General features: G+C 48.0%; 27 protein-coding genes. 8 read left to right on the plus strand and 19 right to left on the minus strand.

What is annotated here, in order from left to right; translation table 11 throughout:
• Positions 1-12: 12 nt before the first annotated feature.
• Both GUA87_RS00620 and GUA87_RS00625 read right to left on the minus strand, forming a co-directional pair.
• Positions 13-1,368 carry an MFS transporter gene (locus GUA87_RS00620; RefSeq protein ID WP_193714598.1) on the minus strand — a complete coding sequence of 452 codons (1,356 nt, stop codon included), beginning with the start codon at positions 1,366-1,368 and terminating at the stop codon, positions 13-15.
• Positions 1,369-1,449: 81 nt separating this feature from the next.
• A complete protein-coding gene (locus tag GUA87_RS00625; RefSeq protein ID WP_193714599.1) occupies positions 1,450-2,112 on the minus strand; it encodes a class I SAM-dependent methyltransferase in 663 nt (220 codons plus the stop codon).
• 225 nt (positions 2,113-2,337) lie between these two features.
• On the opposite strand from GUA87_RS00625, the gene GUA87_RS00630 reads away from it, so the two are divergent.
• From GUA87_RS00630 to GUA87_RS00645, 4 genes are all read left to right on the plus strand, one after another.
• Positions 2,338-3,564 (plus strand): multidrug effflux MFS transporter, encoded by a 1,227-nt coding sequence (locus GUA87_RS00630; RefSeq protein ID WP_227711635.1) that lies wholly within the window; start codon positions 2,338-2,340, stop codon positions 3,562-3,564.
• Between the two features lie 74 nt (positions 3,565-3,638).
• On the plus strand, positions 3,639-4,829 hold the full coding sequence (locus GUA87_RS00635; RefSeq protein ID WP_193714600.1) for a pyridoxal-phosphate-dependent aminotransferase family protein: 1,191 nt from the start codon (positions 3,639-3,641) through the stop codon (positions 4,827-4,829).
• A 100-nt stretch (positions 4,830-4,929) separates the two neighbouring features.
• A complete protein-coding gene (locus GUA87_RS00640) occupies positions 4,930-5,412 on the plus strand; it encodes a methyltransferase family protein (protein WP_193714601.1) in 483 nt (160 codons plus the stop codon).
• 18 nt (positions 5,413-5,430) lie between these two features.
• Positions 5,431-5,931: a DinB family protein gene (locus GUA87_RS00645; RefSeq protein ID WP_193714602.1), complete on the plus strand. Its 501-nt coding sequence runs from the start codon at positions 5,431-5,433 to the stop codon at positions 5,929-5,931.
• Between the two features lies 1 nt (position 5,932).
• On the opposite strand, the gene GUA87_RS00650 is transcribed toward GUA87_RS00645, so the two are convergent.
• The 14 genes from GUA87_RS00650 to urtA form a co-directional block, all read right to left on the minus strand.
• Complete coding sequence (locus tag GUA87_RS00650; RefSeq protein ID WP_193714603.1) at positions 5,933-6,562, minus strand: glutathione S-transferase family protein; 630 nt, start codon at positions 6,560-6,562, stop codon at positions 5,933-5,935.
• Positions 6,563-6,663: 101 nt separating this feature from the next.
• Complete coding sequence (locus GUA87_RS00655) at positions 6,664-7,524, minus strand: MBL fold metallo-hydrolase (RefSeq protein ID WP_193714604.1); 861 nt, start codon at positions 7,522-7,524, stop codon at positions 6,664-6,666.
• A gap of 59 nt (positions 7,525-7,583) precedes the next feature.
• Positions 7,584-8,210: an urease accessory protein UreG gene (gene ureG, locus GUA87_RS00660; protein ID WP_193714605.1), complete on the minus strand. Its 627-nt coding sequence runs from the start codon at positions 8,208-8,210 to the stop codon at positions 7,584-7,586.
• Complete coding sequence (locus tag GUA87_RS00665; RefSeq protein ID WP_227711636.1) at positions 8,207-8,989, minus strand: urease accessory protein UreF; 783 nt, start codon at positions 8,987-8,989, stop codon at positions 8,207-8,209. The genes ureG and GUA87_RS00665 overlap by 4 nt, the downstream gene beginning before the upstream one ends.
• Positions 8,904-9,419 carry an urease accessory protein UreE gene (gene ureE / locus GUA87_RS00670; protein ID WP_193714606.1) on the minus strand — a complete coding sequence of 172 codons (516 nt, stop codon included), beginning with the start codon at positions 9,417-9,419 and terminating at the stop codon, positions 8,904-8,906. Before ureE ends, GUA87_RS00665 begins: the two co-directional genes overlap by 86 nt.
• 4 nt (positions 9,420-9,423) lie before the next feature.
• Positions 9,424-11,136, minus strand: a complete 1,713-nt coding sequence (gene ureC, locus GUA87_RS00675; RefSeq protein ID WP_193714607.1) for an urease subunit alpha — start codon at positions 11,134-11,136, stop codon at positions 9,424-9,426.
• Between the two features lie 2 nt (positions 11,137-11,138).
• Positions 11,139-11,453 carry an urease subunit beta gene (locus tag GUA87_RS00680; RefSeq protein ID WP_193714608.1) on the minus strand — a complete coding sequence of 105 codons (315 nt, stop codon included), beginning with the start codon at positions 11,451-11,453 and terminating at the stop codon, positions 11,139-11,141.
• 11 nt (positions 11,454-11,464) lie between these two features.
• Positions 11,465-11,767 (minus strand): urease subunit gamma, encoded by a 303-nt coding sequence (locus tag GUA87_RS00685; RefSeq protein ID WP_193714609.1) that lies wholly within the window; start codon positions 11,765-11,767, stop codon positions 11,465-11,467.
• A gap of 10 nt (positions 11,768-11,777) precedes the next feature.
• Positions 11,778-12,491 carry an urease accessory protein UreD gene (locus GUA87_RS00690; protein ID WP_193714610.1) on the minus strand — a complete coding sequence of 238 codons (714 nt, stop codon included), beginning with the start codon at positions 12,489-12,491 and terminating at the stop codon, positions 11,778-11,780.
• Between the two features lie 127 nt (positions 12,492-12,618).
• Positions 12,619-13,314 carry an urea ABC transporter ATP-binding subunit UrtE gene (gene urtE / locus GUA87_RS00695; protein ID WP_193714611.1) on the minus strand — a complete coding sequence of 232 codons (696 nt, stop codon included), beginning with the start codon at positions 13,312-13,314 and terminating at the stop codon, positions 12,619-12,621.
• A gap of 2 nt (positions 13,315-13,316) precedes the next feature.
• Positions 13,317-14,084, minus strand: a complete 768-nt coding sequence (urtD, locus tag GUA87_RS00700; protein ID WP_193715771.1) for an urea ABC transporter ATP-binding protein UrtD — start codon at positions 14,082-14,084, stop codon at positions 13,317-13,319.
• Between the two features lie 5 nt (positions 14,085-14,089).
• Positions 14,090-15,253, minus strand: coding sequence for an urea ABC transporter permease subunit UrtC (gene urtC, locus GUA87_RS00705; protein ID WP_193714612.1), 1,164 nt, complete (start codon positions 15,251-15,253; stop codon positions 14,090-14,092).
• Positions 15,254-15,255: 2 nt separating this feature from the next.
• Positions 15,256-16,893 (minus strand): urea ABC transporter permease subunit UrtB, encoded by a 1,638-nt coding sequence (gene urtB, locus GUA87_RS00710; RefSeq protein WP_193714613.1) that lies wholly within the window; start codon positions 16,891-16,893, stop codon positions 15,256-15,258.
• Between the two features lie 63 nt (positions 16,894-16,956).
• A complete protein-coding gene (gene urtA / locus GUA87_RS00715; protein ID WP_227711640.1) occupies positions 16,957-18,246 on the minus strand; it encodes an urea ABC transporter substrate-binding protein in 1,290 nt (429 codons plus the stop codon).
• A gap of 392 nt (positions 18,247-18,638) precedes the next feature.
• Here urtA and GUA87_RS00720 point away from each other — a divergent pair, with 392 nt between their 5' ends.
• From GUA87_RS00720 to GUA87_RS00735, 4 genes are read left to right on the plus strand one after another with little or no spacing between them, the layout of a single operon-like run.
• Positions 18,639-19,571 carry a hypothetical protein gene (locus GUA87_RS00720; protein ID WP_193714614.1) on the plus strand — a complete coding sequence of 311 codons (933 nt, stop codon included), beginning with the start codon at positions 18,639-18,641 and terminating at the stop codon, positions 19,569-19,571.
• Positions 19,572-19,607: 36 nt separating this feature from the next.
• Positions 19,608-20,273, plus strand: a complete 666-nt coding sequence (locus tag GUA87_RS00725; RefSeq protein ID WP_193714615.1) for a glutathione S-transferase — start codon at positions 19,608-19,610, stop codon at positions 20,271-20,273.
• Positions 20,274-20,275: 2 nt separating this feature from the next.
• On the plus strand, positions 20,276-20,773 hold the full coding sequence (locus GUA87_RS00730; protein ID WP_193714616.1) for a DUF1643 domain-containing protein: 498 nt from the start codon (positions 20,276-20,278) through the stop codon (positions 20,771-20,773).
• 9 nt (positions 20,774-20,782) lie between these two features.
• Positions 20,783-21,361 carry a thymidine kinase gene (locus GUA87_RS00735; RefSeq protein ID WP_193714617.1) on the plus strand — a complete coding sequence of 193 codons (579 nt, stop codon included), beginning with the start codon at positions 20,783-20,785 and terminating at the stop codon, positions 21,359-21,361.
• A 1-nt stretch (position 21,362) separates the two neighbouring features.
• Here GUA87_RS00735 and GUA87_RS00740 read toward each other — a convergent pair whose 3' ends face one another.
• The 3 genes from GUA87_RS00740 to GUA87_RS00750 all read right to left on the minus strand — a co-directional run bounded on the left by GUA87_RS00740 (position 21,363) and on the right by GUA87_RS00750 (position 24,142).
• Entirely contained in the window at positions 21,363-21,737 is a 375-nt protein-coding gene (locus GUA87_RS00740; protein ID WP_193714618.1) for a DUF423 domain-containing protein, read from the minus strand.
• A gap of 62 nt (positions 21,738-21,799) precedes the next feature.
• A complete protein-coding gene (locus GUA87_RS00745; protein ID WP_193714619.1) occupies positions 21,800-22,933 on the minus strand; it encodes an acyl-CoA dehydrogenase family protein in 1,134 nt (377 codons plus the stop codon).
• 12 nt (positions 22,934-22,945) lie between these two features.
• Positions 22,946-24,142 (minus strand): acyl-CoA dehydrogenase family protein, encoded by a 1,197-nt coding sequence (locus tag GUA87_RS00750; protein ID WP_193714620.1) that lies wholly within the window; start codon positions 24,140-24,142, stop codon positions 22,946-22,948.
• Positions 24,143-24,200: the final 58 nt, after the last annotated feature.

Here is a 24,200-nt window from a genome sequence, read left to right on the forward strand (position 1 = left end):
TTTTGATACCTTTCAACTCTTCATTAGGGCTCGTTTTTCGGCTTGCCCAGCCACCAATCTCTTACTGCGCGGTGATGCTTTCCAGACAGCAACAACAGAAATCATACAAACCACGATCGCTACATAAAAGCCCGCCTGATAACTCCCGGTGATATCGTACAAATACCCCGTAAACCATGGGCCGATTCCGCCACCAATCAACGACAACATACTAAAGACGCCAAAAATTTCGCCATAGCGTTTGCACTGAAACATATCTGCCGGCATTGCCCCAAAAACAGACGCGGTTGCATAGCCAAGCCCCCCCTGCATGATGACCATTGCATATAGAAGAATATTGCTGGGTAAATGCTCCATAACAAGTAGGAGAGCATAACAGATGGCAAACCCCATCACAGCCACGGTCCAAATCTTCTCACGCCCAATCCGATCTGACAGATGCCCCAAGAAGATTTGCCCGGCGATACCTGCAAATCCGACCAGACCCAATGCAAAAGAAGCCGTAATGTTTGATATACCGATTTCCAGGAGATACTTGGTTTGATGCACTTGGATTGCATACCAAACATACAAAGCCGCGCAGCAACTTAAACTCATCCACCAGAACTCGGGAGTCTTCATCGCCTTCTTAAGTGTCCAGTCCGTCTCCACCCACTCTTTATCAACAATATTATCGACTTGTTTTGAAGTCCTCAGCTCCCCTTCAGGTGTGTTCTTATCTCCATCAGGTGAAAGCCCCAACTCCCCTGGTGCTTGCCTTTGAAACAGGAAATTTAGAGGAAAAACAATAAAGACAAGCAAGCCCGCCATAAACCAGCAGGCTTCTCGCCAGTTTGTTTCAAGGATTTGCGCCTGTAGCAGAGGCATCAAAATTACGGATCCAATACCAACACCGGAAAAAGCAACACCAATCGCAAGTCCCCGTTGCCTCTCAAACCATGCCGGTAAAAAAAGGGAATGTCCTACATAGGTGATCGCAACGCCAAAGCCGATAACGATAATCCCGAGGCAGACATAGATATGCCAAATCTCGGAACTAAAGGTCGATAACACCAGTCCACCTGCGACCAGCAAAGAAGTTAAAGAAAGCAAATATCTGGGAGAAATGTAATCGGAGAGTTTTCCAATAACAGGTGACAATGCCCCTGCACATATAAAACCTACTGTAAATGTAGCTGCTGTATCCGCACGAGACCAGCCAAACTCCTCAAGTATTGCAGGATACAATAGGGAAAAGGCGGTTCGAACATTGACGCCGATACCCATCGTGACAAATACGATGGCCACGACAACCCAACCGTAATACACGGGACTTAAAGCGAGAAAGCGATCTATTCCAGTAATCTTTTTTTCTTTGGAATAATCCATTTCGCCCCCACTATCTGTGCAAACGCACTTTTCTTTCAGCTTAAACCGCTTCAGTGGTGATTGGAAACAACAATATGGAATCTAAGGGATAGAAATGGCTTCACCTTCGGCATGTAACCCGAGGTAAAATGAAGACGGCAGTTCAAGATCCGGGCAGGTATGGAAATGGGTCATGGCAACTTCGGCATTACCCTCATTATCTGTCCGATGGCGAGCAAATCCTAAGCAGAAACGAATATGCGGATATTTAGTCGCGACAGAGGAAAATAGCTGAACCCACCAATCCGCAGACTTTTTGGTAATGCGGGCATTTTCACCATTTGGCAAATAGGCGTTGGCAGGGTGTTCAGACATATTGGCATAAACGAATTTTTCAGCCTTCTCGAAAAGAAGGTCAACTATCCACGGCAAGTCTTCTTCTGGCAAATGATCAAGAACATTGGTCGCAATAACACCATCATATTGTGCTTCAAGCGGTGTTTGATCCTCATTTACAGCCGGGTCGTAACAAGTAATTGCCCCTACGCCCCAATACGCATGGAGCGAGTCCGCGATAATATCACCCGATTTTGTTCTGAGATCTTCAATATACTGCTCGCCTTTGCCACTTCCAAAATCAAGGATTGAAGCAGCGCCTGTGACGTTTGCCAGTTTTTGAATTGACGAAACATGTCTGATAATTCCGCGGCCTGAGAAGGTGTCCCTCGCTGAAAATTCAACAACCCCGTTTTTCGTCCGGCGCATGGTGCCGTTCTGGTGAAGCAACTTGTACTGATCTAACAAATGCCAATAACGGGGGCTGGGACTGGTACGCGAAAACATAGGTTTATGTAAAACTAATTTCCCTTTTTGTCAATCAGCAGGAGCTTCAAATTTCCGTGCTAGACAAGCTGGCTGCGGTTTTGGCACAATGGGAAGGTTATTCGCATAGAGCTTGCGTTTAAGCGTTCCTACCTTCGGAGTATCGTTTTGTCCCAACAGAATTCTACGCCCCGCATGGGCCGCGTCGAACAGGTCATTTTGCTGGCGCTGCTCAGCTCACTTATTGCCCTGTCTATTGACAGTATGTTGCCGGCATTGGCACACATCGTGATGGACCTGAATGTGGTGGATCCAAATGGTCGCCAATATGTTGTTGGGGCAACATTCGTTGGCATGGCCTTTGGCATGTTCATTTATGGACCAATATCCGACAGTTTGGGGCGTAAAAGGCCTATCTATGCAGGGATTCTGATCTTTTTGACAGGCTGCTTGCTTTCTATCTTTGCTGAGAACTACACTCTCATGCTGTTAGGACGCTTCCTGCAAGGCCTAGGAGCAGCCAGCCCCCGGGTCGTGTCAATTGCCTTGATACGTGACCAGTATTCTGGCCGGGAAATGGCGCGCTTTACGTCGCTGGTCATGACGGTTTTTATTCTTGTCCCTGTATTGGCCCCGGCCCTAGGGCAGATCATTCTGCTTTTCGCTTCGTGGAGATATATCTTTGTCGCGATGTTCACCTTAGGCGTCATTGCGCTTTTCTGGCTGGCACTAAGACAGAAAGAAACACTGGTTCATGAAAAGCGCGTTCCATTCACAGTAAACCGACTGCTGGAAGCCGTCATTGAAGTTCTGAAAACACCTATCTCATTTGGCTATACGATACTGTCCGGCTTTGTCTTTGCCGCTTTTTTGAGTTTTCTGACGCAATCGCAGCAGATTTTCCAAGAACAGTATGGTGTAGGTGAATTATTCCCTATTTATTTTGGATCCCTTGCTCTTGCCTTCGGGGGTGCTTCTTTTACAAACTCCAGCCTTGTGATGAAGTTGGGAATGATGAACCTGATCAAAAAAGCCTTGTGGGTGTTTACAATTCTGTCAGTCCTGTTTCTTGGCTATGCCTTCGCGACGGAAGGGCAACCCAGCCTGTGGCTCTTGATGGCTTTTCTTCTTCTGATATTCTTTTGCGTTGGCATCCTGTTTGGCAATATCAATGCCCAAGCCATGGAACCGCTTGGTCACATAGCCGGCGTAGCGTCGGCGGTAATCACATCGGGTTCAACCTTTATGTCCGTCATTCTGGGAACGATAGTCGCACAATCCTATGATGGAACCGTGTTGCCGTTGGTTATCGGATTTTCGTCCTTTGGACTATTGTCACTTATGGTCTTGTATTTCACCAATTCACGTCACGTAGAAGTTCAGAACGCATCATAGAATATAACCAGTTGTAGGACATGATTAACTAAGTTAGCGTGCTGTCCTGAAAGTCAATTTTAGAGGATTTATCGATGAGTGTTCGCACAGGTCGTCAGTTTCTGAGTATTCCAGGTCCAACCAATGTGCCCGAGCCTGTGCTCAATGCCATGCACCAGCCAGCAATTGACCTGTATCAGGATGATTTTCCGCCGCTTACCGATAACCTTTTGGAAAACCTTCAAAAGTGGTTTTCAACCAAAGGCCGCACCTTCATCTACATCGCCAATGGGCATGGCGCGTGGGAGGCGGCGCTTACTAACACCATGAACCGCGGGGAGAAAGTTCTCGTGCTGGAAAGCGGCTTGTTTGCAACGGGCTGGGGTGAATACGGCAGCGACCTGGGTCTGGAGATTGAACATCTTCCCGGTAGCTACAACAAAGCTGTTGATCCAGCCGCCGTTCAAAAACGTCTTGAGGCAGATACCGATGGAGAGATCAAAGCCGTTCTTATGGTCCAGGTAGACACCGCATCAAGCGTGAAAAACGATGTGAAAGCTGTCGGTGAAGCCATCCGCGCATCTGGACATGATGCGCTGTTCATGGTGGATACAATCGCATCTCTTGGAACCATGGAGTTTGAAATGGATGAATGGGGCGTTGATCTGGCGGTCAGCGCTTCACAAAAGGGGCTGATGTCTTCTCCTGGTCTCGCCTTCAATGCAGCGGGTCCCCGCGCGTGGGAGCGCCATCAAACGGCAAACCTTAAAACCGGATATTGGGATTGGACATTCCGCACAGGCGAAATCCACTATCAGAAATATGCAGGAACGCCTCCCGAACATCTTGTTTTCGCCTTGGGCGCGTCTTTCGAACTTCTGAATAAAGAAGGTAAAGATGCTGCGTTTGAAAGGCACCGTCTTCTTGCTGGCGCAACTTGGGCTTGCGTTGAAAAATGGGCTGATGGCGGGGCTTTATCTTTCAATGTTGAAAATCCTGAGGAGCGTTCACCTGCGGTCACAACCGTTTTGTTCAATGCCCCTTACAGCCCGGAAGATCTGCTGAACTACTGTAAAGACAAATGCAATGTGATTGTTGGTATTACCATTGGCGACCTACTCGGCAAGGGGATACGAATTGCTCATATGGGATACGCAAACGCCCCGATGCTGTTTGGCACATTGGGAGCAATTGAAATGGCACTCCAGGCATTAAACATCCCTCATGGTAAAGGTGGAACAGAGGCTGCCATCCGGTATTTGGCAGAAAATGTCCCCGCAACGTGATGGGGGACACAGGTCCCACTTCCGACACGTGATTGCGAACACATAATTTTGGCGAGAATTATCATAAAACATAATCCTCTAATATATTGAGGGTGAAAAAATGAATGACCATGTTGATGGTTCTCTGCCAGACCATGCAGATGTGAAAATTCCCCCGCCACTTGCCTTCGGAGGAACACTCGTGCTGAGCATCTGGTTTCAATCCTATTGGCGACATGGGGATATTGGGCCCATGGAGGTCGTGATACCTTGTGCGTTGATCTTTCTTGTCAGCCTGATCGCTATTGCAATTGAGGCACGAAGACATGGAAAGTCAGGCTCTGACGTAAAACCCTGGAAACCTACCACCGTTATTCTTGACAGCGGCCTTTATGCCTATTCTAGAAATCCAATCTATGTGGGTATGACAATATGCTATATCGCCATAGCAGTGGCGGCAGGAAGCTATGTGGCAATTATCGCATTGCCATTTGTTTTGTTAGTCATTCGATATCATGTAATCGCGCGGGAAGAAGCCTATCTTGAACGTAAATTTGGTGACATTTATCTGGAATATAAAAGCCGGGTTGGGCGTTGGTTCTAAAAAGACGAGGAATTGAGAGTGAAAGAGCATTTCGCAATATTGGCAGCATACAACAAATGGGCAAACAATTTGCTTTTCGAAGTTGTTCTGAAATTAAACGAAGAAGAATTTCATCGTGATATCAAAGGTTTCTTCAAATCAGTTTGCGGCACACTCAATCATATCATGGTGGGAGATTTATTATGGATGGAACGCTTGCAGGGAGGCGGCCCTAAGCCAGCAACACTTGACACGGTCCTCCATACAAACGCTGTTGATCTTTGGAAAGCAAGACAGGAAACAGATGAACGGCTTATTCGCCTTGTGGATACACTCGATCCCGCAAAATATGGTGATATTCTGAACTACAAAAATTCAAGGGGCGAGGTGCAGAACACTCAGATTTCTCACATCCTCACCCATATTATCAATCATCAAACCCATCATCGGGGACAATGCCATCAGTCTCTCACTCAACTTGGCAAAGAGGCCCCTTCGATTGATTTGATTTATTATCTTAAAAGTATAGGCAAGACCTAAATCACGCTTTTGCGCTTGGTCGTTCAGATACTTCTGCGTGCCAACGGAGCAGATTTTTGCAGGTTTCTGGCACTTCTTTTTTGACCATACCTGCAAAATCGACAACAACCATGGCATTGATGTCAGCGACCGTAAAATTATCACCGGTAACGTATTTCTTGCCTTCAAGTTGTGCATCAAGATCTTCGAAGAAAAAGTCAATGCGCTTCATTCCGCGCTCAGACAACGCTGGGATCTGCTCCACATCGCGGGAGCCGGTGATCGCACGGTTCTCAAAATATGGGATGCTATTTCGAATAGCTTCTGCAACAGCCATGAACCCGTCATTTTCAATAATACGAAGCCAGTTATTTACAACGGCACGTTCTTCAATATCGCGCCCGAAAAGTGGGGGTTCTGGGTATCTTTCTTCAATGTAACGCATGATGGCGTCACCTTCGGTTAGAACAACACCACTATCCAATTCGAGAGCCGGAATGGTACGACGATTGTTAATCGCAGTGAACTCATCCTTGTGATGTTCGCCTTCGCGGATATTGACCGTTACAGTTTCAATATCAACACCTTTTTCTGCTAGGAAAATGCGAACGCGGCGCGGGCTTGGAGGCCCTGCAAGATCATAAAGTTTCATTTATCAATTCCCTTAATTCCATACTGGAATCACAACGCCCTGACACCCACTTAGCATAATTCTCACCAAAAAACAGTGTCCACGTTGGATTTTGCAATGAACTAACTGTGAAAGACCTCTAAGCGATAACTTCCATCTGCTTCTTTTTTCACATGACCTGCAGAAGGTGTCGCAAAATGAGTGCCGATCACAAGAACATCTGTATCGGCAACGCTTTCAAAAACAGTTCTGCGCGTTAATTTTGCCAGCGCCTTATCATGGTCAGGAGCAGACGCCCAATCGAGCCGCGCCATCTGGCAAGGGTGATGCAGCATATCGCCTGTAATCAGCGCTTTTTGACCATTTGATGAGATATCTACACTGACATGCCCCGGTGTATGACCTGGCGTAGGTAAAAGTTTCAATTCCGGGCAAAGTTGTGCATCACATGGGACAAATTCTGCGAGTCCTGCATCCACAATCGGCTGCACAGAGTCTTCAATAACGGCTCCGAATTCTTCCTGAGAAGCGGCCTGCCAATGCTCCCACTCCTTATCCGCAAACAGATATTTCGCATTTGGGAAAGTAGGTACCCATTCCCCATCTACCAGCATCGTATTCCAGCCCACATGATCCACATGCATATGGGTACAGAAAACCATATCGATACTTTCACGGGGATATCCGGCTTCTTCCAGATCTTCCAGAAATCGAGTCTGCATCTTATTCCAGCTTGGGATGACCCGTTCTTTGTCATTTCCAACACACGTATCGATAATGATGCGTTTGTCCCCCGTATCCACAACAAGCGCATGAATACTCATGATCAGTTTCCCCTCTTCCGTCATAAAGTGAGGGGCTAGCCATTTAATGGGGAGGACGGCTTCGGGGGTCGCATCAGGCAGGACAAACCGAGTTCCCCCTGCCATCTCAATTTCAACAATACGGGTAATTTTGACGTTTCCCACGTTCCATGTGTTCATGTCTTTTCCTTCTTCTTTTATAGAAAAGACTAAACCCGGCGCGGGCCAATGACAATAAATTAAAGCCGTTCCGGCAAACCACCCGTTTTGATGATGAAATCCGCGACTTCTTTCACACCATCACCCGATTTGATGTTGGTGAAGATAAAAGGGCGATCCCCCCGCATCTTCTTGGAATCCCGATCCATTACACCAAGGTCAGCACCCACCAGCGGTGCAAGGTCAATTTTGTTGATAACCAGAAGATCGGATCTCGTAATCCCCGGGCCACCTTTACGCGGGATTTTGTCACCAGCAGAAACATCAATGACATAGATTGTGATGTCCGCAAGTTCAGGGGAGAAAGTCGCTGCCAGATTATCACCACCGCTTTCAATGATGATCATTTCAAGATCATCAAACTTCTCATTGAGGTCCGCAACCGCGGCCAAGTTAATGGAGGCGTCTTCGCGAATAGCCGTGTGCGGGCACCCACCCGTTTCCACACCCATAATACGTTCCGTTGGCAAAGCCCCAGAGCGGTTCAGAAATTCGGCGTCCTCGCGGGTATAGATATCATTGGTGATAACAGCAATGTTGTAATGATCGCGTAAATACTTACAAAGCGCATCAGTGGTAGCCGTTTTACCCGATCCAACCGGTCCACCAATCCCAACGCGCAAAGGTCCGTGTGCTGTTACTGTCATGATCTAAATAACCTCGTATACTGTGTTTCATGTTGGCAGGAACACCAATCCACCATCATGGCGCTACTGCCTAAATCTTCAATTGTAAATTCCAATGTGCGCTGAACCTGCACTGCGACATCTCCTGACAACGCGGCAATGGCGCGCTGCCCATCTGTCTGCCCCAAAGGGATAATGCGAACCGCTGCCGATACCAGATTTGATACAATGCCGTGCAAATAGGCTGTAAGCCCTGCTTCCAAGGAAACACCCTTGTCCGCCGTTGCCGCCCCGACCACAACAGGATAAACCAGCGGAATATCCTTCAGGTTTTTCAAAAACTCCAGTGACGGGCTTGGAAAAACATCGTTGGTTACGGTCAGAAATGCCCGTCCCTGCGCAGATGTTTCCAGATCAAGTTCCTTTGTGGGACGAAGAGCAAAGCCAATCTCAGCCACCCTCTTCACCTTTTCCAAATCTCCGGCCCGAACCGCACGATAACTTTCCGCATAAAGGATGGCATCATTTCGCCCGCCGCCAATTTCCAGGATATCCCTTAGCCACGGAATAAGCGTTGAGATGTCTTTCACAAACCCTGCTTCCACAGCATACTCAACCCCGTGACTATAGGTATAAGCGCCAATTGGGTAAGATGGGGACATCCAGCTAAAAAGCTCATAAAGCCCCGCGACAGACCCTGAATTATCCTGCACATCAGTCATGGCTGTGTCCGTGACTGTGTGAATGATTATGACCATGTGAATGGTCATGCCCATGATCGTGCCCCATGGTCTCACCATGACCATAAGCACCCCCTTCTGGATTAAAGGGCGCTAGAACTCTCTTTGGTGTTGCTCCTAAAAGGGTCAGCATTTCCTCAATAACATGATCCTGACGGATACGGATAACATCCCCCATCAATTGGGTTGGCAGGTGCCGATTTCCCAAATGCCATGCCACACGGACAAGCTCGGCTGTATTTTTGCACGTCACATCCACGACAGGCTCTTGCGCCGCCACGACCCGAATAGCTTCCACTTCATCCAGCAGCAGAAAATCCCCATCGCGTAACGTGGCGACCTCTTCCAAATTCAGAAGAAAATCAATTCCTTCGTCACTGGTAAGGCGAATGCGGCGGCGGCGGCGGTTATCGAAATCGAGCGTAATTCGGCCCACGATCTCACCGCCGAAGCCGTCGCTCGCGGATACATGTTTTAAAACTGTCTTCATCAGATCAATACATAAAATACCGTTGAGCCATGGGAAGTTCAGTCGCTGGCTCGCATGTCAAAACTTCACCATTAGCCGTCACCACATAAGTTTCCGGATCAACCTGCAAATCAGGTGTCGCGTCATTATGGATCATGGATGATTTACCGATACCGCCACGCGTATTTTTCACAGGCAACAAATCCCGGTCCAATCCAAGCTGGCCCTTCAAATCCTGATCCATAGCAGCCCCTGAGACAAAACTCACAGAGCTTGCGGTCAGGCTTTTCCCGAAGGAGCCAAACATGGGGCGATAATGTACAGGTTGCGGCGTTGGAATGGAGGCGTTTGGATCCCCCATTGGGGCCATTACGATTGTCCCGCTTTTAAGGACAAGATCCGGCTTCACCCCAAAAAAGGCGGGTGACCACAACACCAGATCAGCAAGTTTACCGACTTCGATTGACCCGACATATTCATCAATGCCCTGCGCAATCGCCGGGTTGATCGTATATTTCGATACGTAGCGTTTGGCACGGAAGTTATCATTGTCACCGGTCTCTTCTACTAGGCGACCACGTTGTTTCTTCATCTTATCTGCGGTTTGCCAGGTGCGAATAACCACTTCGCCCACACGGCCCATTGCCTGACTATCAGATGAAATAATGGAAAACGCGCCCATATCATGAAGGATATCTTCTGCGGCAATGGTTTCTTTACGAATACGGCTTTCAGCAAAGGCCACATCTTCTGGAATGTTTGGATCCAGATGGTGACAGACCATCAGCATATCCAGATGTTCATCAATGGTGTTTACCGTGAAAGGACGTGTCGGGTTAGTAGAGGATGGGATCACATTTTCTTCACCCGCAAGCCGGATAATATCCGGCGCATGACCACCGCCAGCTCCTTCAGTATGAAATGCGTGGATAGTCCGGCCTTTGAAAGCCGCAATAGTATCTTCTACAAAACCGCTTTCATTGAGGGTATCGGTGTGGATAAGCACCTGAACATCCATGTCATCGGCAACCCCGAGGCAACAATCAATGGCAGCAGGTGTCGTGCCCCAGTCTTCGTGTAGTTTAAGGCCGCATGCACCGGCATTGACCTGCTCCTCCAATCCAGCAGGAAGGCTGGCATTACCCTTACCAAAGAAACCCAAATTCATTGGAAAGGCTTCTGCCGCTTGCAACATCCGCCCGATATGAAACGCACCGGGTGTACAGGTTGTGGCATTTGTGCCTGTAGCTGGCCCTGTACCGCCACCCATCATGGTGGTGACACCACTTGCCAGAGCTTCTTCAATTTGCTGCGGGCAAATAAAATGGATATGCGCATCCACACCACCTGCGGTCAGGATTTTACCTTCACCAGCGATCACCTCGGTGGAAGGGCCGACAATGATATCAACATTGTCCTGAATGTCAGGATTACCCGCCTTACCTACAGCGGCGACCTTACCATCTTTCAAAGCCACATCAGCCTTAACAATGCCCCAGTGGTCAATGATTAGCGCATTGGTGATGACCGTATCCACAGCACCAGCAGCGCGCGTCACCTGTGACTGCCCCATGCCATCACGGATCACTTTACCACCACCAAATTTTACTTCCTCACCGTAAGTGGTGAAATCTTTTTCGACCTCAACAATGATATCTGTGTCAGCGAGACGAATTTTGTCCCCAGTGGTTGGTCCGAACATGCCCGCATAGGCGCGTCTTGTCATATTTGCAGCCATGATTATTCCCCCTCAAGCGCGCCCATGACGTCGCCTCTAAACCCGTAAATCACACGATTACCGCCGATAGCGACCAAGTCCACATCCCGTTTTTGGCCAGGCTCGAACCGAATGGCGGTTCCGGATGGAATATCAAGGCGAAAACCTTTTGCCGCCTCCCGATCAAATTCCAACCCCGCATTTACTTCGGCAAAATGATAGTGGCTTCCCACTTGCACAGGACGATCCCCTGTATTTGCAATCGTAAGCGTAGTTGTCTCTCGTCCTTCGTTTAAGGTAATTTCTCCCTCAGCAGGGATAAGCTCTCCTGGTTTCATGATGTGCCTCCCTAGCGAATTGGATTGTGAACAGTGACGAGTTTAGTCCCATCGGGAAAGGTCGCTTCGATCTGCACTTCATGCAGCATGTCTGCAATGCCCTCCATTACCTGATCTTTGGAGATCACTTCACCGCCTTCGCTCATCAATGTGGCAACGGACTTTCCATCCCGCGCCCCTTCGATCACAAAATCACTGATCAAGGCTACCGCTTCGGGGTAATTGAGCTTCACGCCACGATCAAGTCTGCCTCTTGCAACCATAGCCGCAAGGGAGACAAGAAGTTTGTCTTTTTCTCTTGGTGAAAATTGCATATTCGTCCCTTTATACCTTCCAGACCGTGGGCAATGGCACCTCAGCCCCTGTTTTTAATTCTCTCACCTTTTGCAACAATCTAATCAGGTTGTTCCTGAAAATCGCTGCATCTTTATTCATTACTCGAGCAATAACCAAGTTACTTTCAAGCGCCGTAACACCGATCCGACTGTCCATCTCCAACGACAGATCTCTTAGTGTTTCTATGTAACTCTCTACATCAGTTCCGTAGATAATGACCGTCCCTGCAGCAATCGCGCCATCAAGCAAAGTAGGTTTTTTGAACAATGCTTCCGCATCACCATCCACTTTGAACCGATCAAACCAGATCAACCGGCCTTGCTCATATATTTCCCAGCCATCTGACAGGGTAATGTCCCGTACAACTTCACCATAAGCTGTACGACCAAAAACATTTGCTTCCAAGCCTAAGAAGAAGGCATCCGGGTGCAAATGAACTTTATTTCGCCGTATCAGATGGCTTTGGTTAAAAAGGATAGTCTCCTGCGGCATCCATTCAAGGAAGCCTCCGGCGAGAACTTCTAAATCCGCGGTTACCAGCACTTCATCTCCCAAAGATTTATAAATCTTCTCGGCAGCTTGCCCTGTCACGGTAAGTCGCGCACCTTCTTCAACGGTTGCGGCATAAGACATCACATCCCCGCCGGTCAGCCCACCAGAGGTGTTGATCAGTACAGCTTCTGGATATAAGCGGTTCTCCACCTCCGGGAACCGAACCCGTCCACATCCGGATTGATATAATTTTTGTAAAGAGCTTTTCTCATTTTTAGAAACAAAGGAAACCTCGACCCGCCCCTCCGACCGGGCCAGTCGAGGCTTCTCCCCTTGTTTAAACGGTAAGGTAGCGGCGCACATCGCTTTCCTGCATTTCCTTTTTCAAGCCCTGCATCACAACTTCGCCGCGGTCCATAACTGCAAAGCGATCCGCCAAATCGCGAGCAAATTCAAAATATTGCTCAACCAACAAAATGGCCATATCACCTCTATCGCGAAGCCGCGCAATCACGCGGGCTATATCTTTTATTATTGACGGTTGAATGCCCTCTGTCGGTTCATCAAGTACAAGCAGTCTTGGTTTGGTAACCAAGGCCCGACCAATAGCCAGTTGCTGCTGCTGACCTCCGGAAAGATCACCGCCTCTTCTGCCCATCATATCTTTAAGAACCGGAAAAAGCTCGAAAATCTCGTTGTCAATTTTGCGCTCCCCCCGAGGAAGGCAGGCAAACCCTGTTTTCAGATTTTCCTCAACAGTCAGTAGAGGGAAGATATCTCGGCCCTGTGGGATCACGGCTATCCCTTTGCGTGCACGGTTTGCCGCGCCCATAGACGAGATATCTTCTCCCTCCCAGATGATCGTACCTGATGAAATTGGATGCTGACCTACGACTCCCCTTAAAGTACTGGTTTTGCCAACTCCATTGCGTCCCATCAGAGACGTCACCTCCCCTTTTTTAACGGTCAATGACACGCCCTTCAGCGCCTGACTGGCGCCATAAAATAAATCGATATTCTTCACTTCCAACATGATCAGCGCCCCAAATAAACTTCAATAACTTCAGGATTTTCTGAAACCGTCTGAAGCGGTCCTTCCGCAAGAACGCTGCCCTCATGCAAGACTGTTACTTTGCAGTCCAGCGCCCGCACAAATTCCATGTCATGCTCAACCACAACAACAGATCTTGTTTTGGAAATCAGTCTGAGTAGATCTGCTGTCTGCTCAGTTTCCGCATCGGTCATCCCGGCAACGGGTTCATCCACAAGAAGAAGATCCGGATCCTGCATCAACAGCATTCCGATTTCCAACCACTGCTTTTGACCGTGAGAGAGGTTACCCGCCAGCCAATCGCATTTTTCGGTTAGGCGAATTGTCGCCAATACTTCCTGAATACGATCCTGTTCTTCATCCGACAATTTGTAGAACATGGATTTCAGCGGTGATTTATCGCATTTCAAAGCCAGTTCCAGATTGTCGAACACCGTATGACTTTCAAAAACCGTAGGCTTTTGAAACTTACGGCCGATACCAAGATTGGCGATGCGTGCCTCATCCAATCGTGTCAGATCCGTCTCATCCCGGAAATACACTTCCCCTGCGTCAGGGCGGGTTTTGCCAGTGATAATATCCATCATTGTTGTTTTGCCGGCGCCGTTAGGGCCGATAATGGCACGCATTTCACCGGGCTCTATAACAAAACTAAGGTTATTGATCGCCTTGAATCCATCGAAACTGACACTCACCCCATCAAGATATAGAATGGAGGAGGATTTATCGGCCTGTTCTTTAATGACTGACATTTCCATTATGCGCCTCCTTCTTGAATTTGCGGGGATCGCCCTAATTTTCGAACCACCCAATCTTTAAATTTCGGGGCTGTGCCCACAATTCCCTTCGGCAGAACAAGTGTAGAGAACACAAACAGCCCCCCCAACATGTAAAGCCACATATCTGGCAAAGCCCCAGTGAAATAGCTTTTGCCCCAATTGACGAGAATGGCCCCAAGGATGGCACCCCATAGGGTCCCGCGTCCCCCAATTGCCACCCAGATAACAACCTCAATGGAGTTTGCGGGTGAAAATTCAGAAGGATTGATGATACCCACTTGCGGCACATACAGGGCACCCGCGATGCCAGCCAAAATGGCTGAGATCACAAAAACGGTGAGCTTGTAATATTCCACTCGATACCCTGTAAATCGTGTCCTGCTTTCCGCATCACGAATGGCGACGAGGATACGTCCGAACTTTGAACGGGTAATAAAGGCACATAACAAATACCCCGCCCCCAAGGCAATGGCTGAGGCTGTGAATAGGGCAATACGCGTGCTATCGGCGCGAAGATCAAACCCAAGGATATCTTTGAAGTCAGTCAACCCGTTGTTACCACCAAAGCCCATATCGTTTCTGAAAAAAGCAAGGAGCAGCGCATAGGTCATTGCCTGAGTGATGATGGAGAAATAAACACCTGTCACGCGGGATCTGAAGGCAAACCAGCCAAAGACGAAAGCTAGCAACCCTGGTACCAGCAAGACCATCAGCGCCGCCATGGCGAAACTGTCAAACCCATACCAATACCAAGGGAGTTCCTGCCAGTTGAGAAACACCATAAAATCAGGTAATTCTGGATTTCCGTAGACACCACGATCCCCAATCTGACGCATCAGATACATACCCATGGCATAACCGCCGAGCGCAAAAAAAGCGCCATGCCCAAGGCTTAGGATACCGCAATATCCCCAGATCAGATCGACACTCAGCGCGAGCAACGCATAGCAAAGATATTTGCCCATGAGGCTCACCATGTAGGTTGGCACATGGAAAAAACTTTCTTCTGGAACAAACTGATTGCCAACAATGATAAAGACGGTGGCGGCAAGGAGTATCCCCATAAACACCTTACCGCCACCAGGAAGGCCCACCAACAACGAGAAAAATGGGCCTTTAGCGAGAATATTTTGATTAGTCATGATCAGCCCTCCACCGAGCGGCCTTTGAGGGCAAATAACCCGCGAGGTCTTTTTTGGATGAAGAGAATAATGGCAACGAGAACGAAAATTTTGGCAAGAACGGCGCCTGAATATGGCTCCAGGAATTTGTTCACAATGCCCAGGCTACCAGCGCCGACCAATGTCCCCCATAGATTACCAACGCCACCAAAGACAACCACCATAAAGCTATCGATGATATAGGCTTGACCTAGGTTAGGGCTGACATTGTCAATCTGACTGAGGGCCACACCGGCCATGCCTGCTATTCCGGATCCAAGACCGAATGTCAGGCTGTCTACAGTGGCGCTTTGAACCCCCATAGAGCGGGCCATCTGGCGATTTTGTGTGACCGCCCGCATTTGAAGCCCAAACAACGTCTTTTTCAAGACAACCATCAAGGCAAACAGGACAACAAGCGCAAACAGAATGATGGCGATGCGATTGAACGTGAAAGAGAGACCACTTGCCACTTCCCACGTACCGCTCAGCCAACTAGGTGCGCTCACCTCTTTATTGGTGGGACCGAAGATTGTCCGAACGAACTGTTGCAGAATGAGGCTCACCCCCCATGTGGCAAGCAATGTTTCAAGCGGCCTCCCATACAGGAAGCGGATAACTGTCTTTTCAAGAACAATTCCAAACATGCCGGCAACGATAAAGGCAGATGGAATGGCAATGATCAGAGAGTATTCGAGCCCTGCTGGCATGAATGAGCGGCAAATCTCTTGAATGACATAGGTTGTGTAAGCACCAATCATAACCATTTCGCCGTGGGCCATATTAATAACGCCCATCACACCAAAAGTAATGGCAAGACCAATTGCAGCTAGAAGCAGAACAGATCCAAGCGACAAACCCTGAAACAGATTTTCGATCAATGCGTAGTTGTCGAGAGTACGGCTAACGGATTTTAAACTATCCTCAATGGCGCCTCTAAATTCCTTGTTCTCCTCTGTATCAGGAACCTTTGACAGAAGTTTTGCAAGAAGAACTTTCGCTTCTGGGCCACCAGCGTCCTTCACAGTCTCAAGCGCACCAGACCAGATGTCTTTATCTTTCGTTTCCAGAAGCTCCAGCGCCGCAATACTCAAAGCAAAGGCTTCCTGAACCTCTACATTCTTTTCACTGGCATTTACCCTTAACAGTATGGGCAGCATTGAGCTGTCCAGAGACTTAAAAATCGCTTTGGCAGCGGCAATCCTTCTGGACGGCTCTCGGTGATTAAGGTCCAAGCCGCCTAGGGCCGCTTTAATTGTTTGTCGAACCTTATTGTTGATTTTGATCTTTTTTATTTCTGTCTTTTTTGCAGTTCCCATCACCTCAGAAGTGATGGGGTTCGTCAAGTTATACTCACTCCCACTTTTGACAGCCCGCACAACTTTCTTGTCTGACGCAGTGTAATAAAGCTCACCTTCCAGTAAGGCGGTTAAGATAGGTCCCGCCTCTGCATTTCCTGTCAATGCAATGGCTTCTACGATCTCGGCTTTTTTATTGTAACTTTTTGCTGTCAGTTGCTGGACCACCTGATCCAATGTTTCTGCACTCGCCATCAAAGGAGAGGCCACTCCGAGGGCGCAAACAAGACACAATAAGCCTATTGTTTTTCTTAATATTGTCATGGGGATCGACCAGTAATTTTGGAAAACAGGAGGGCGTTGACCGCCCTCCTTTAGGCTATAGAATTAGAACATTGGCTTTTCGCAGCCACCGCATACGAACGGATATGTCCAGTCAGATGTCAGTTTTGCACTTTCAGGAATGAAGTCACTCCATGCATCACCTTTAACAACGCCCTCTGTGTTCCAAACAGTTTCAATCTGGCCGTCTTCCTGGATTTCACCGATCAGAACTGGTTTGGAGAGGTGGTGGTTAGTGTTCATAACCGCAGTACCACCTGTCAGGTTCTTAACTTCCTGACCGTACATGGCCTGACGAACAGCATCCACATCAGTTGTACCAGCCTGCTTCACAGCCTGTGTCCACATTTTGAAGCCGATGTAAGTTGCTTCCATTGGGTCGTTAGTGACACGCTTTTCATCACCAATGAAGGCTTTCCACTTTTTAATGAAAGCAGCGTTCTCTTCAGTTTCGACACTCATGAAATAGTTCCAGGCAGCGAGGTGACCAACAAGTGGTTTTGTATCCAGACCTGCAAGTTCTTCTTCACCAACGGAGAAAGCGACAACTGGAATGTCCTCGGCTTTAATGCCCTGGTTACCCAGTTCTTTGTAGAAAGGAACGTTTGCATCGCCATTGATTGTGGACACAACCGCAGTTTTCTTGCCAGCGGAGCCAAATTTCTTGATATCAGATACAATTGTCTGCCAATCGGAGTGACCGAAAGGTGTATAATTGATCATGATATCTTCATCCTTAACGCCTTTGGATTTTAGGAAGGATTCAAGGATTTTGTTAGTTGTACGCGGGTAAACATAGTCTGTACCAGCAAGTACCCAGCGCTCGACAGAACCACCATCTTCACTCATCAGATATTCAACAGCTGGAATAGCTTGCTGGTTAGGTGCCGCGCCTGTGTAAAACACATTGCGGGAGCTTTCTTCACCTTCATATTGCACAGGATAGAAGAGCATACTGTTCAGCTCTTCGAAAACTGGCAGAACTGATTTACGAGACACTGAAGTCCAGCAACCAAAGACCACATCCACTTTTTCGACTTCGATCAATTCACGTGCTTTTTCAGCAAATAGTGGCCAGTTGGATGCAGGATCCACAACAACGGCTTCCACCTTTTTGCCCAGAAGACCACCCTGTTTATTCAGGTCATCTACCAGCATCAAAACACTATCTTTCAATGTTGTTTCAGAGATGGCCATTGTTCCGGAAAGAGAGTGCAGTACACCCACCTTAATGACATCTTCTGCACTCATTGCCGGGCTGCTCATTCCAAACGCACCTGCCACCAATGCAGCAGTCGCGGAAAATTTACCCAGCGCTTTCATTAACTTTTTCATTTGCACCTCCGTGTGTGTTTTTGCAGCGCAACACAAGTAGAGCAAGCACCGTGCCAGTTCGAAAACTCTATCCTTCAATACACTTATACCATTGTTTTTATTAGAAATATTTTCACACACTTCGAAAGTGCTGAATTTTTGGACAAATTATTTTTATGTTCATTTTTTAGGCAAATGATCAGATTCAGTACCGCCCAGTGGGCAGATGCACAAAAATGAGGCTTAACCATTTTTTAAGAATTTAGTATCGTCAACATTTGAAAAATCGGTTAAAAGAAAGACGGTGAAGATGGAAAGAGTACCGTCCCGTTCTGAACTTTTAGAATAAAGACAATTTTCTGCAAAATAGCAGTGTGGAAGGGCAACACCTTTCGAGGGGAAATCGGCGTCACATGAATTTCGCTGGAAGAAAGCTGAAATACAAAGACGACATCGCGGAGGATCTCACTCCACGCGAGAAGCGATTGCTTGCGGAAAATCAAAAACTTAAAAAGAAGAACAAACGATTGAGTTCGGCCATGCTGTTTCTGGTCGATCATATCGAAGCAAAACTACCATTCCTGAATCGCGCAACACCTGCGCCTACAACTGTTGCGGTTAAAGAACCCGCGATAAAAGAGGCAAAGGTTACTCCGTTACCCCCCAAGAAAGTGCCCTTGGCAGAACGGGTCGAAAAGGCACAGCCGAAACAGTTTAAAAAAGTGCCTCCGCCACCACCAAAGAAACCAAAGATTGTTGGCAAGGCATGGCAACCCGAGCGGTTGGACGAACCTGCACAACCTGTAAAAATGAAAAAACCGACACGGCCGCTCAGCATGCACCAAATTTTCGAGGAGAAGAAAAAGGAACGCGAGGAATCTGTGGCTGCTAAAGAAGCTATAAAACCACAAGAAACAGTTCAGCCAACGGAAATTTCAGAAGATCTCAAGCCTGCCACTCAAACCAGTACAGCACCTGAGACAAAAGAAGTAATTGCTTCCACAGAAGTTGAAGTTGTCTCTCACACGCCTGAACTTGAGCCAGATGAGATGGATATTCTTGCTGCTCCTCGAGACAAGAAATCAGAACGTTCCCTTGCCTCATCGGAATATCTTCCAGAACGTAAAGAAAAGAAAACCAGTGCGGAAGAAGCATCCCTTGCTTATCTGGCTGTATCTTCTGTTTCCAAACCTGTTCCAGAACTTACCCGCCTTAGTGACGAAGATAGCGATGATCTCATCATCGATCATGATGAACAAAACAATATCGCTGTCGCACAAGCAGCACAGCAAAATAGCATGATACGCGAAGCCATGCTCCGCCGGGTAAACCGTTTGCGGTGGTGACTTGAGCTATAAGCTCATTTGCGGTATCTCAATGTCATGAGTAATTTTCCAGTGATCTATAGTTTCCGTCGTTGCCCTTACGCCATGAGGGCGCGAATGGCAGTTTTGTCCAGCAAACAAAAGGTTGAGTTGAGAGACATCCTTTTAAAAGACAAACCCGCATCTATGATCGACGCGAGTCCCAAGGCAACTGTTCCTGTTCTGGTTCTGGCAGATGGAACTGTCATTGACGAAAGTCTCGACGTTGTCCACTGGGCCCTTCAAAAGAACGATCCAAGTAACTGGTATCCTCAAGACGACCAAGGTCGCGCAGCTATGGAAGCGCTCATTGCCGAAAATGATGGCCCCTTCAAATCCGCTTTGGATAAATACAAATATCACGTTCGTTTTCCCGAAATGGAAAAAGAGGAATATCGCAAAGAAGGCGAGAAGTTTCTTCTGAAACTGGATTCAATGCTAAAGGATCAGCCCTACTTGTTTGGCCAAGCCCCCACCTACGCTGACATTTGCATTTTTCCTTTCGTCAGACAGTTCGCCAATAGTGATCTCGCCTGGTTCGAAAGCGCTCCCTATCCACACCTTCAGAAATGGCTCAACCACTGGGTGGAAAGCGACCTATTTAAAACGATAATGAAGAAGCAACCAATCTGGCAAAAAGACGCCCCTCCCCTATTTTTTACCTCATTAAATGGGAACGGCTAAGAATGCACCCAGACTTATTTGGTGAAAGCGGGGCGGAGTTTAGCGACTGCGGCGACTACCGTTATCGCCTTTGGCGTAAATGGGGGGACGGTAAATCCGTTGCCTTTTTAATGCTTAATCCATCCACCGCAGATGCCACGAAAAACGACCCAACCGTGGAACGCTGTCACCGGCGCGCTTTTGATATGGGATTTGAAGCGTTAGAGGTCATAAATTTATTTGCCTTTCGCGCGACCGACCCTGCTGATCTAAAAAAAGCCAGGAAGCCTATCGGACCTGACAATGATAGAGTTCTGGTAGAGACCTGCAAGAGAGTGGATATGGCGATATGCGCCTGGGGCGCACACGGCACCCATTTGGATCGGGACAAGCAGGTTCGAGACTTACTTCGTAACAAAGGTATCGAAGTACATATCCTTGCCATGACAAAGTTTGACCAACCGCGGCACCCATTGTATCTGTCATACAAAGAACAACCCGTCCCCTGGACAGAAATATAAGACCGGACAATGGCCAAACTCTATTTCTACTACTCGACGATGAATGCAGGAAAGTCGACCACCCTTCTGCAATCCAGCTTCAACTACGAAGAACGGGGCATGAAAACCCTTCTACTGACAGCTGCGTTTGATGACAGGTATGGGGTTGGGAAAATTGCCTCTCGCATCGGGTTGGAAGCGGACGCATTTCTTTTTTCAGAAGATACCGATGTCCTGAAACTCATCAGTAACGAAAAAGAAAACCGGCGTGTAGATTGTGTTTTGGTGGATGAAAGCCAATTCCTGTCTCGCGATCAGGTTTTTCAACTTTCCGAAGTGGCCGATAAACTGAAAATCCCTGTTCTATGTTACGGCCTTCGCACTGATTTCCAAGGCAATCTATTTGAAGGTAGTCAACATTTGTTGGCGTGGGCAGACGAGCTAAAAGAGCTTAAAACCATTTGCCATTGCGGCCGCAAAGCCACCATGGTGATCCGTGTTGATGAAAGTGGGGAGCCTATTCGGCAAGGTGCACAGAAGGAAATTGGTGGGAATGACAGATATGTGGCCCTCTGCCGTCAACATTTCAAAGAAGCCAGTTACGAGTAGTTCAATTACTGCTTCTGCACGCAAAAAAACCGGCGACAACTAAGAAAAACCAACCACCAATCATGATCACGCCTCCTGTTGGCGTCACCAAGGGGATCAACACCTCACCTGTCCAGGACAGATAATAAAGAGATCCTGAGAAAAGCAGTGTACCCAAGCTCAACGCGAGCCCTGCAAGTTTCGCAAAAAACAAACTGTATTTCTGTGCAACAAAGCACCCAATCAAACCTGCGATACTATAAAACTGATACGATACTGCCATCTCATGACGGGCAATATCCCCTCCGTTCGCCGCTACGATATGGGAACCAACGGCCCCTAAAATCACACCTGCAGCTCCAAATAAAGCAGCGATCAACAGCCAAGGATTTCGCATTAGAAACTCCATAAAAAAAGCCGGAGAAAATCTCCGGCTTTTAGGTAATTCAAACCAGTTACTTATGACAAGGCTGAAAAACGATTGAGATGGTAGTCTGTGTTACCAAACAGCATTTCGATTGTGGACAGGCGCTTGAAATAGTGGCCGATGGAATATTCATCTGTCATACCCATACCACCATGCAACTGCACAGATTGTTGGCCTACAAATTTACAGGCTTTACCGATCTGTGATTTCGCCGCAGAAACCGCACGTTTGGTATCGTTTTCGTATCCCAGATCCAGTTTCATCGCCGCCATATCAGACATGGATTTGGACTGCTCCGCTTCCATATACATGTCCACCATACGGTGTTGCAGAACCTGGAATTTACCGATCGGAATACCGAACTGCTTACGTGTTTTCAAATATTCATTTGTGATGTCGTTGGCTGCAGCCATTGCACCAACGGCTTCGGCACAAAGAGCCCCAATAGCGCGGTCCGTAATCTTTTCGATCACTGGCGCGGCAGCACCTTCGGCACCGAGCAGCGCATCCGCACCCACAGAAACATTTTCAAGACGGATATCAGCTGCACGCTGCCCATCAACCGTACGATAGGCGCGTACATCCATACCTGCGGCTTCACGGTCGACAACAAACAGGGAAATACCGTCTGCATCGCGGCTTTCACCAGAAGTGCGTGCTGAGATAACAATCTTGTCTGCTGTGCCACCGTGATAGACAACTGATTTTGTTCCGTTCAGAACATAACCGTCACCAGATTTGGAGGCAGTTGTTTCAACGTCGTTCAGGTTGAAACGGGATTGTGGTTCCGCGTAAGCGAAAGCCAGCATTGTTTGGCCTTCGATAACAGAAGGAATGATGCTTTCGATTTGCTCTTCTGAGCCCGCTTCCGCGATCAACGCTCCGCCGAGAAGAACGGTGGATACAAATGGCTCCAGCACCAGACCACGGCCCATACTTTCCATCATGATCATTGTTTCAACGGCACCGCCGCCAAAACCACCAACTTCCTCAGGGAAAGCCATTCCGAGCCAACCAAGCTCTGCCATTGTTTTCCAATGGTCACGGCTAAAACCTAATTCCGTCTGGGACAACTTCAGGCGATCATCAGGGCTGTAGTTGTCCTGTACGAAACGATCCACACTGTCTTTCAGCAGGACCTGCTCTTCAGAGAGTTCAAAATCCATTTTTATTATTCCTTATAATCCCAGAACCATCTTGGAGATGATATTTCGTTGAATTTCGTTACTGCCACCATAAATCGAAGCGGCGCGCAGGTACAGATGTTCTGCCATTGGGCCGTTCGCATAATCAGGGGCAAAGTTCTGATCATTTCGCCCTTCGCGAATTTCCTGCGATTCATAAGCTGCGCCATAGAGGCCCAGCGCTTCCACAGAAAGTTCTGTCAGAGCCTGTTGAATATCTGATCCCTTAATTTTCAGCATGGAAGGCTCTGCGGTTAGAGGCTCCCCTTTTTGGATGCGGGACAGCATACGAAGTTCCGTATATTCCAGCGCCATCAGATCTACATCAATCTGGTTGAGCTTGCGCATGAAATCTGCGTCATCCTGAAGCAGGCCACCACTCACCCGCTGGGACGCTGCGATATCACGTAGCTTTTTCACTTTCAGTTTAGACTGCGAAATACGGGCAATACTTGTCCGCTCATTGCCAAGCAGGAACTTAGCGTATGTCCAACCCTTGTTTTCTTCTCCGATACGGTTCTTAACTGGGACACGCACATCATCAAAGAACACTTCGTTCAAAGTATGCTCTGTATCCAGACCAATAATTGGTTTAAGCGTGATCCCCGGCGTCTTCATATCGATCAGCAAGAAGGAAATTCCTTCCTGTTGCTTCACGTTTGAATCAGTTCTGACAAGACAGAAGATCATATCCGCGTGCTGGGCATGGGAAGTCCAGATTTTCTGCCCATTGACGATATAGTCATCCCCATCGCGAACGGCTTTGGTCTGCAAGGAGGCAAGGTCTGATCCGGAACCTGGCTCTGAATAGCCCTGACACCACCAGTCGTCTGAATTCAGAATACGTGGTAGATACAGGTCTTTTTGCTCCTGATTACCAAAGGTGTAGATAACAGGGCCCACCATATTGATGCCAAACGGGATCGGAGGTGGCGCGGATGCACGGCCAAGCTCCTGCGAGAAGATATACTTCTGCGTTGCGGTCCAGCCGGTTCCGCCATACTCAACAGGCCAGCCTGGTGCCAGCCATCCTTTTTCATTTAGAATTCTCTGCCAACGAACCTGGCCTTCTTTTGTGAAATGCAAGCCGCGCTCATAGCGGTCTTTCACATCTGCTGGCAGGTTCTTTTCAAGGAAGTCCCTGACCTCCGCCTGAAAGGCCAGTTCTTCGTCAGTAAATGACAAGTCCATTTGGGGTTTCTCCATTATTTTTCAGGACATCTTACGCGTCCATTCCAACATATGCTAG

The organism is Sneathiella sp. P13V-1 (assembly GCF_015143595.1).
In the GTDB taxonomy this organism is placed as follows: Bacteria; Pseudomonadota; Alphaproteobacteria; order Sneathiellales; family Sneathiellaceae; genus Sneathiella.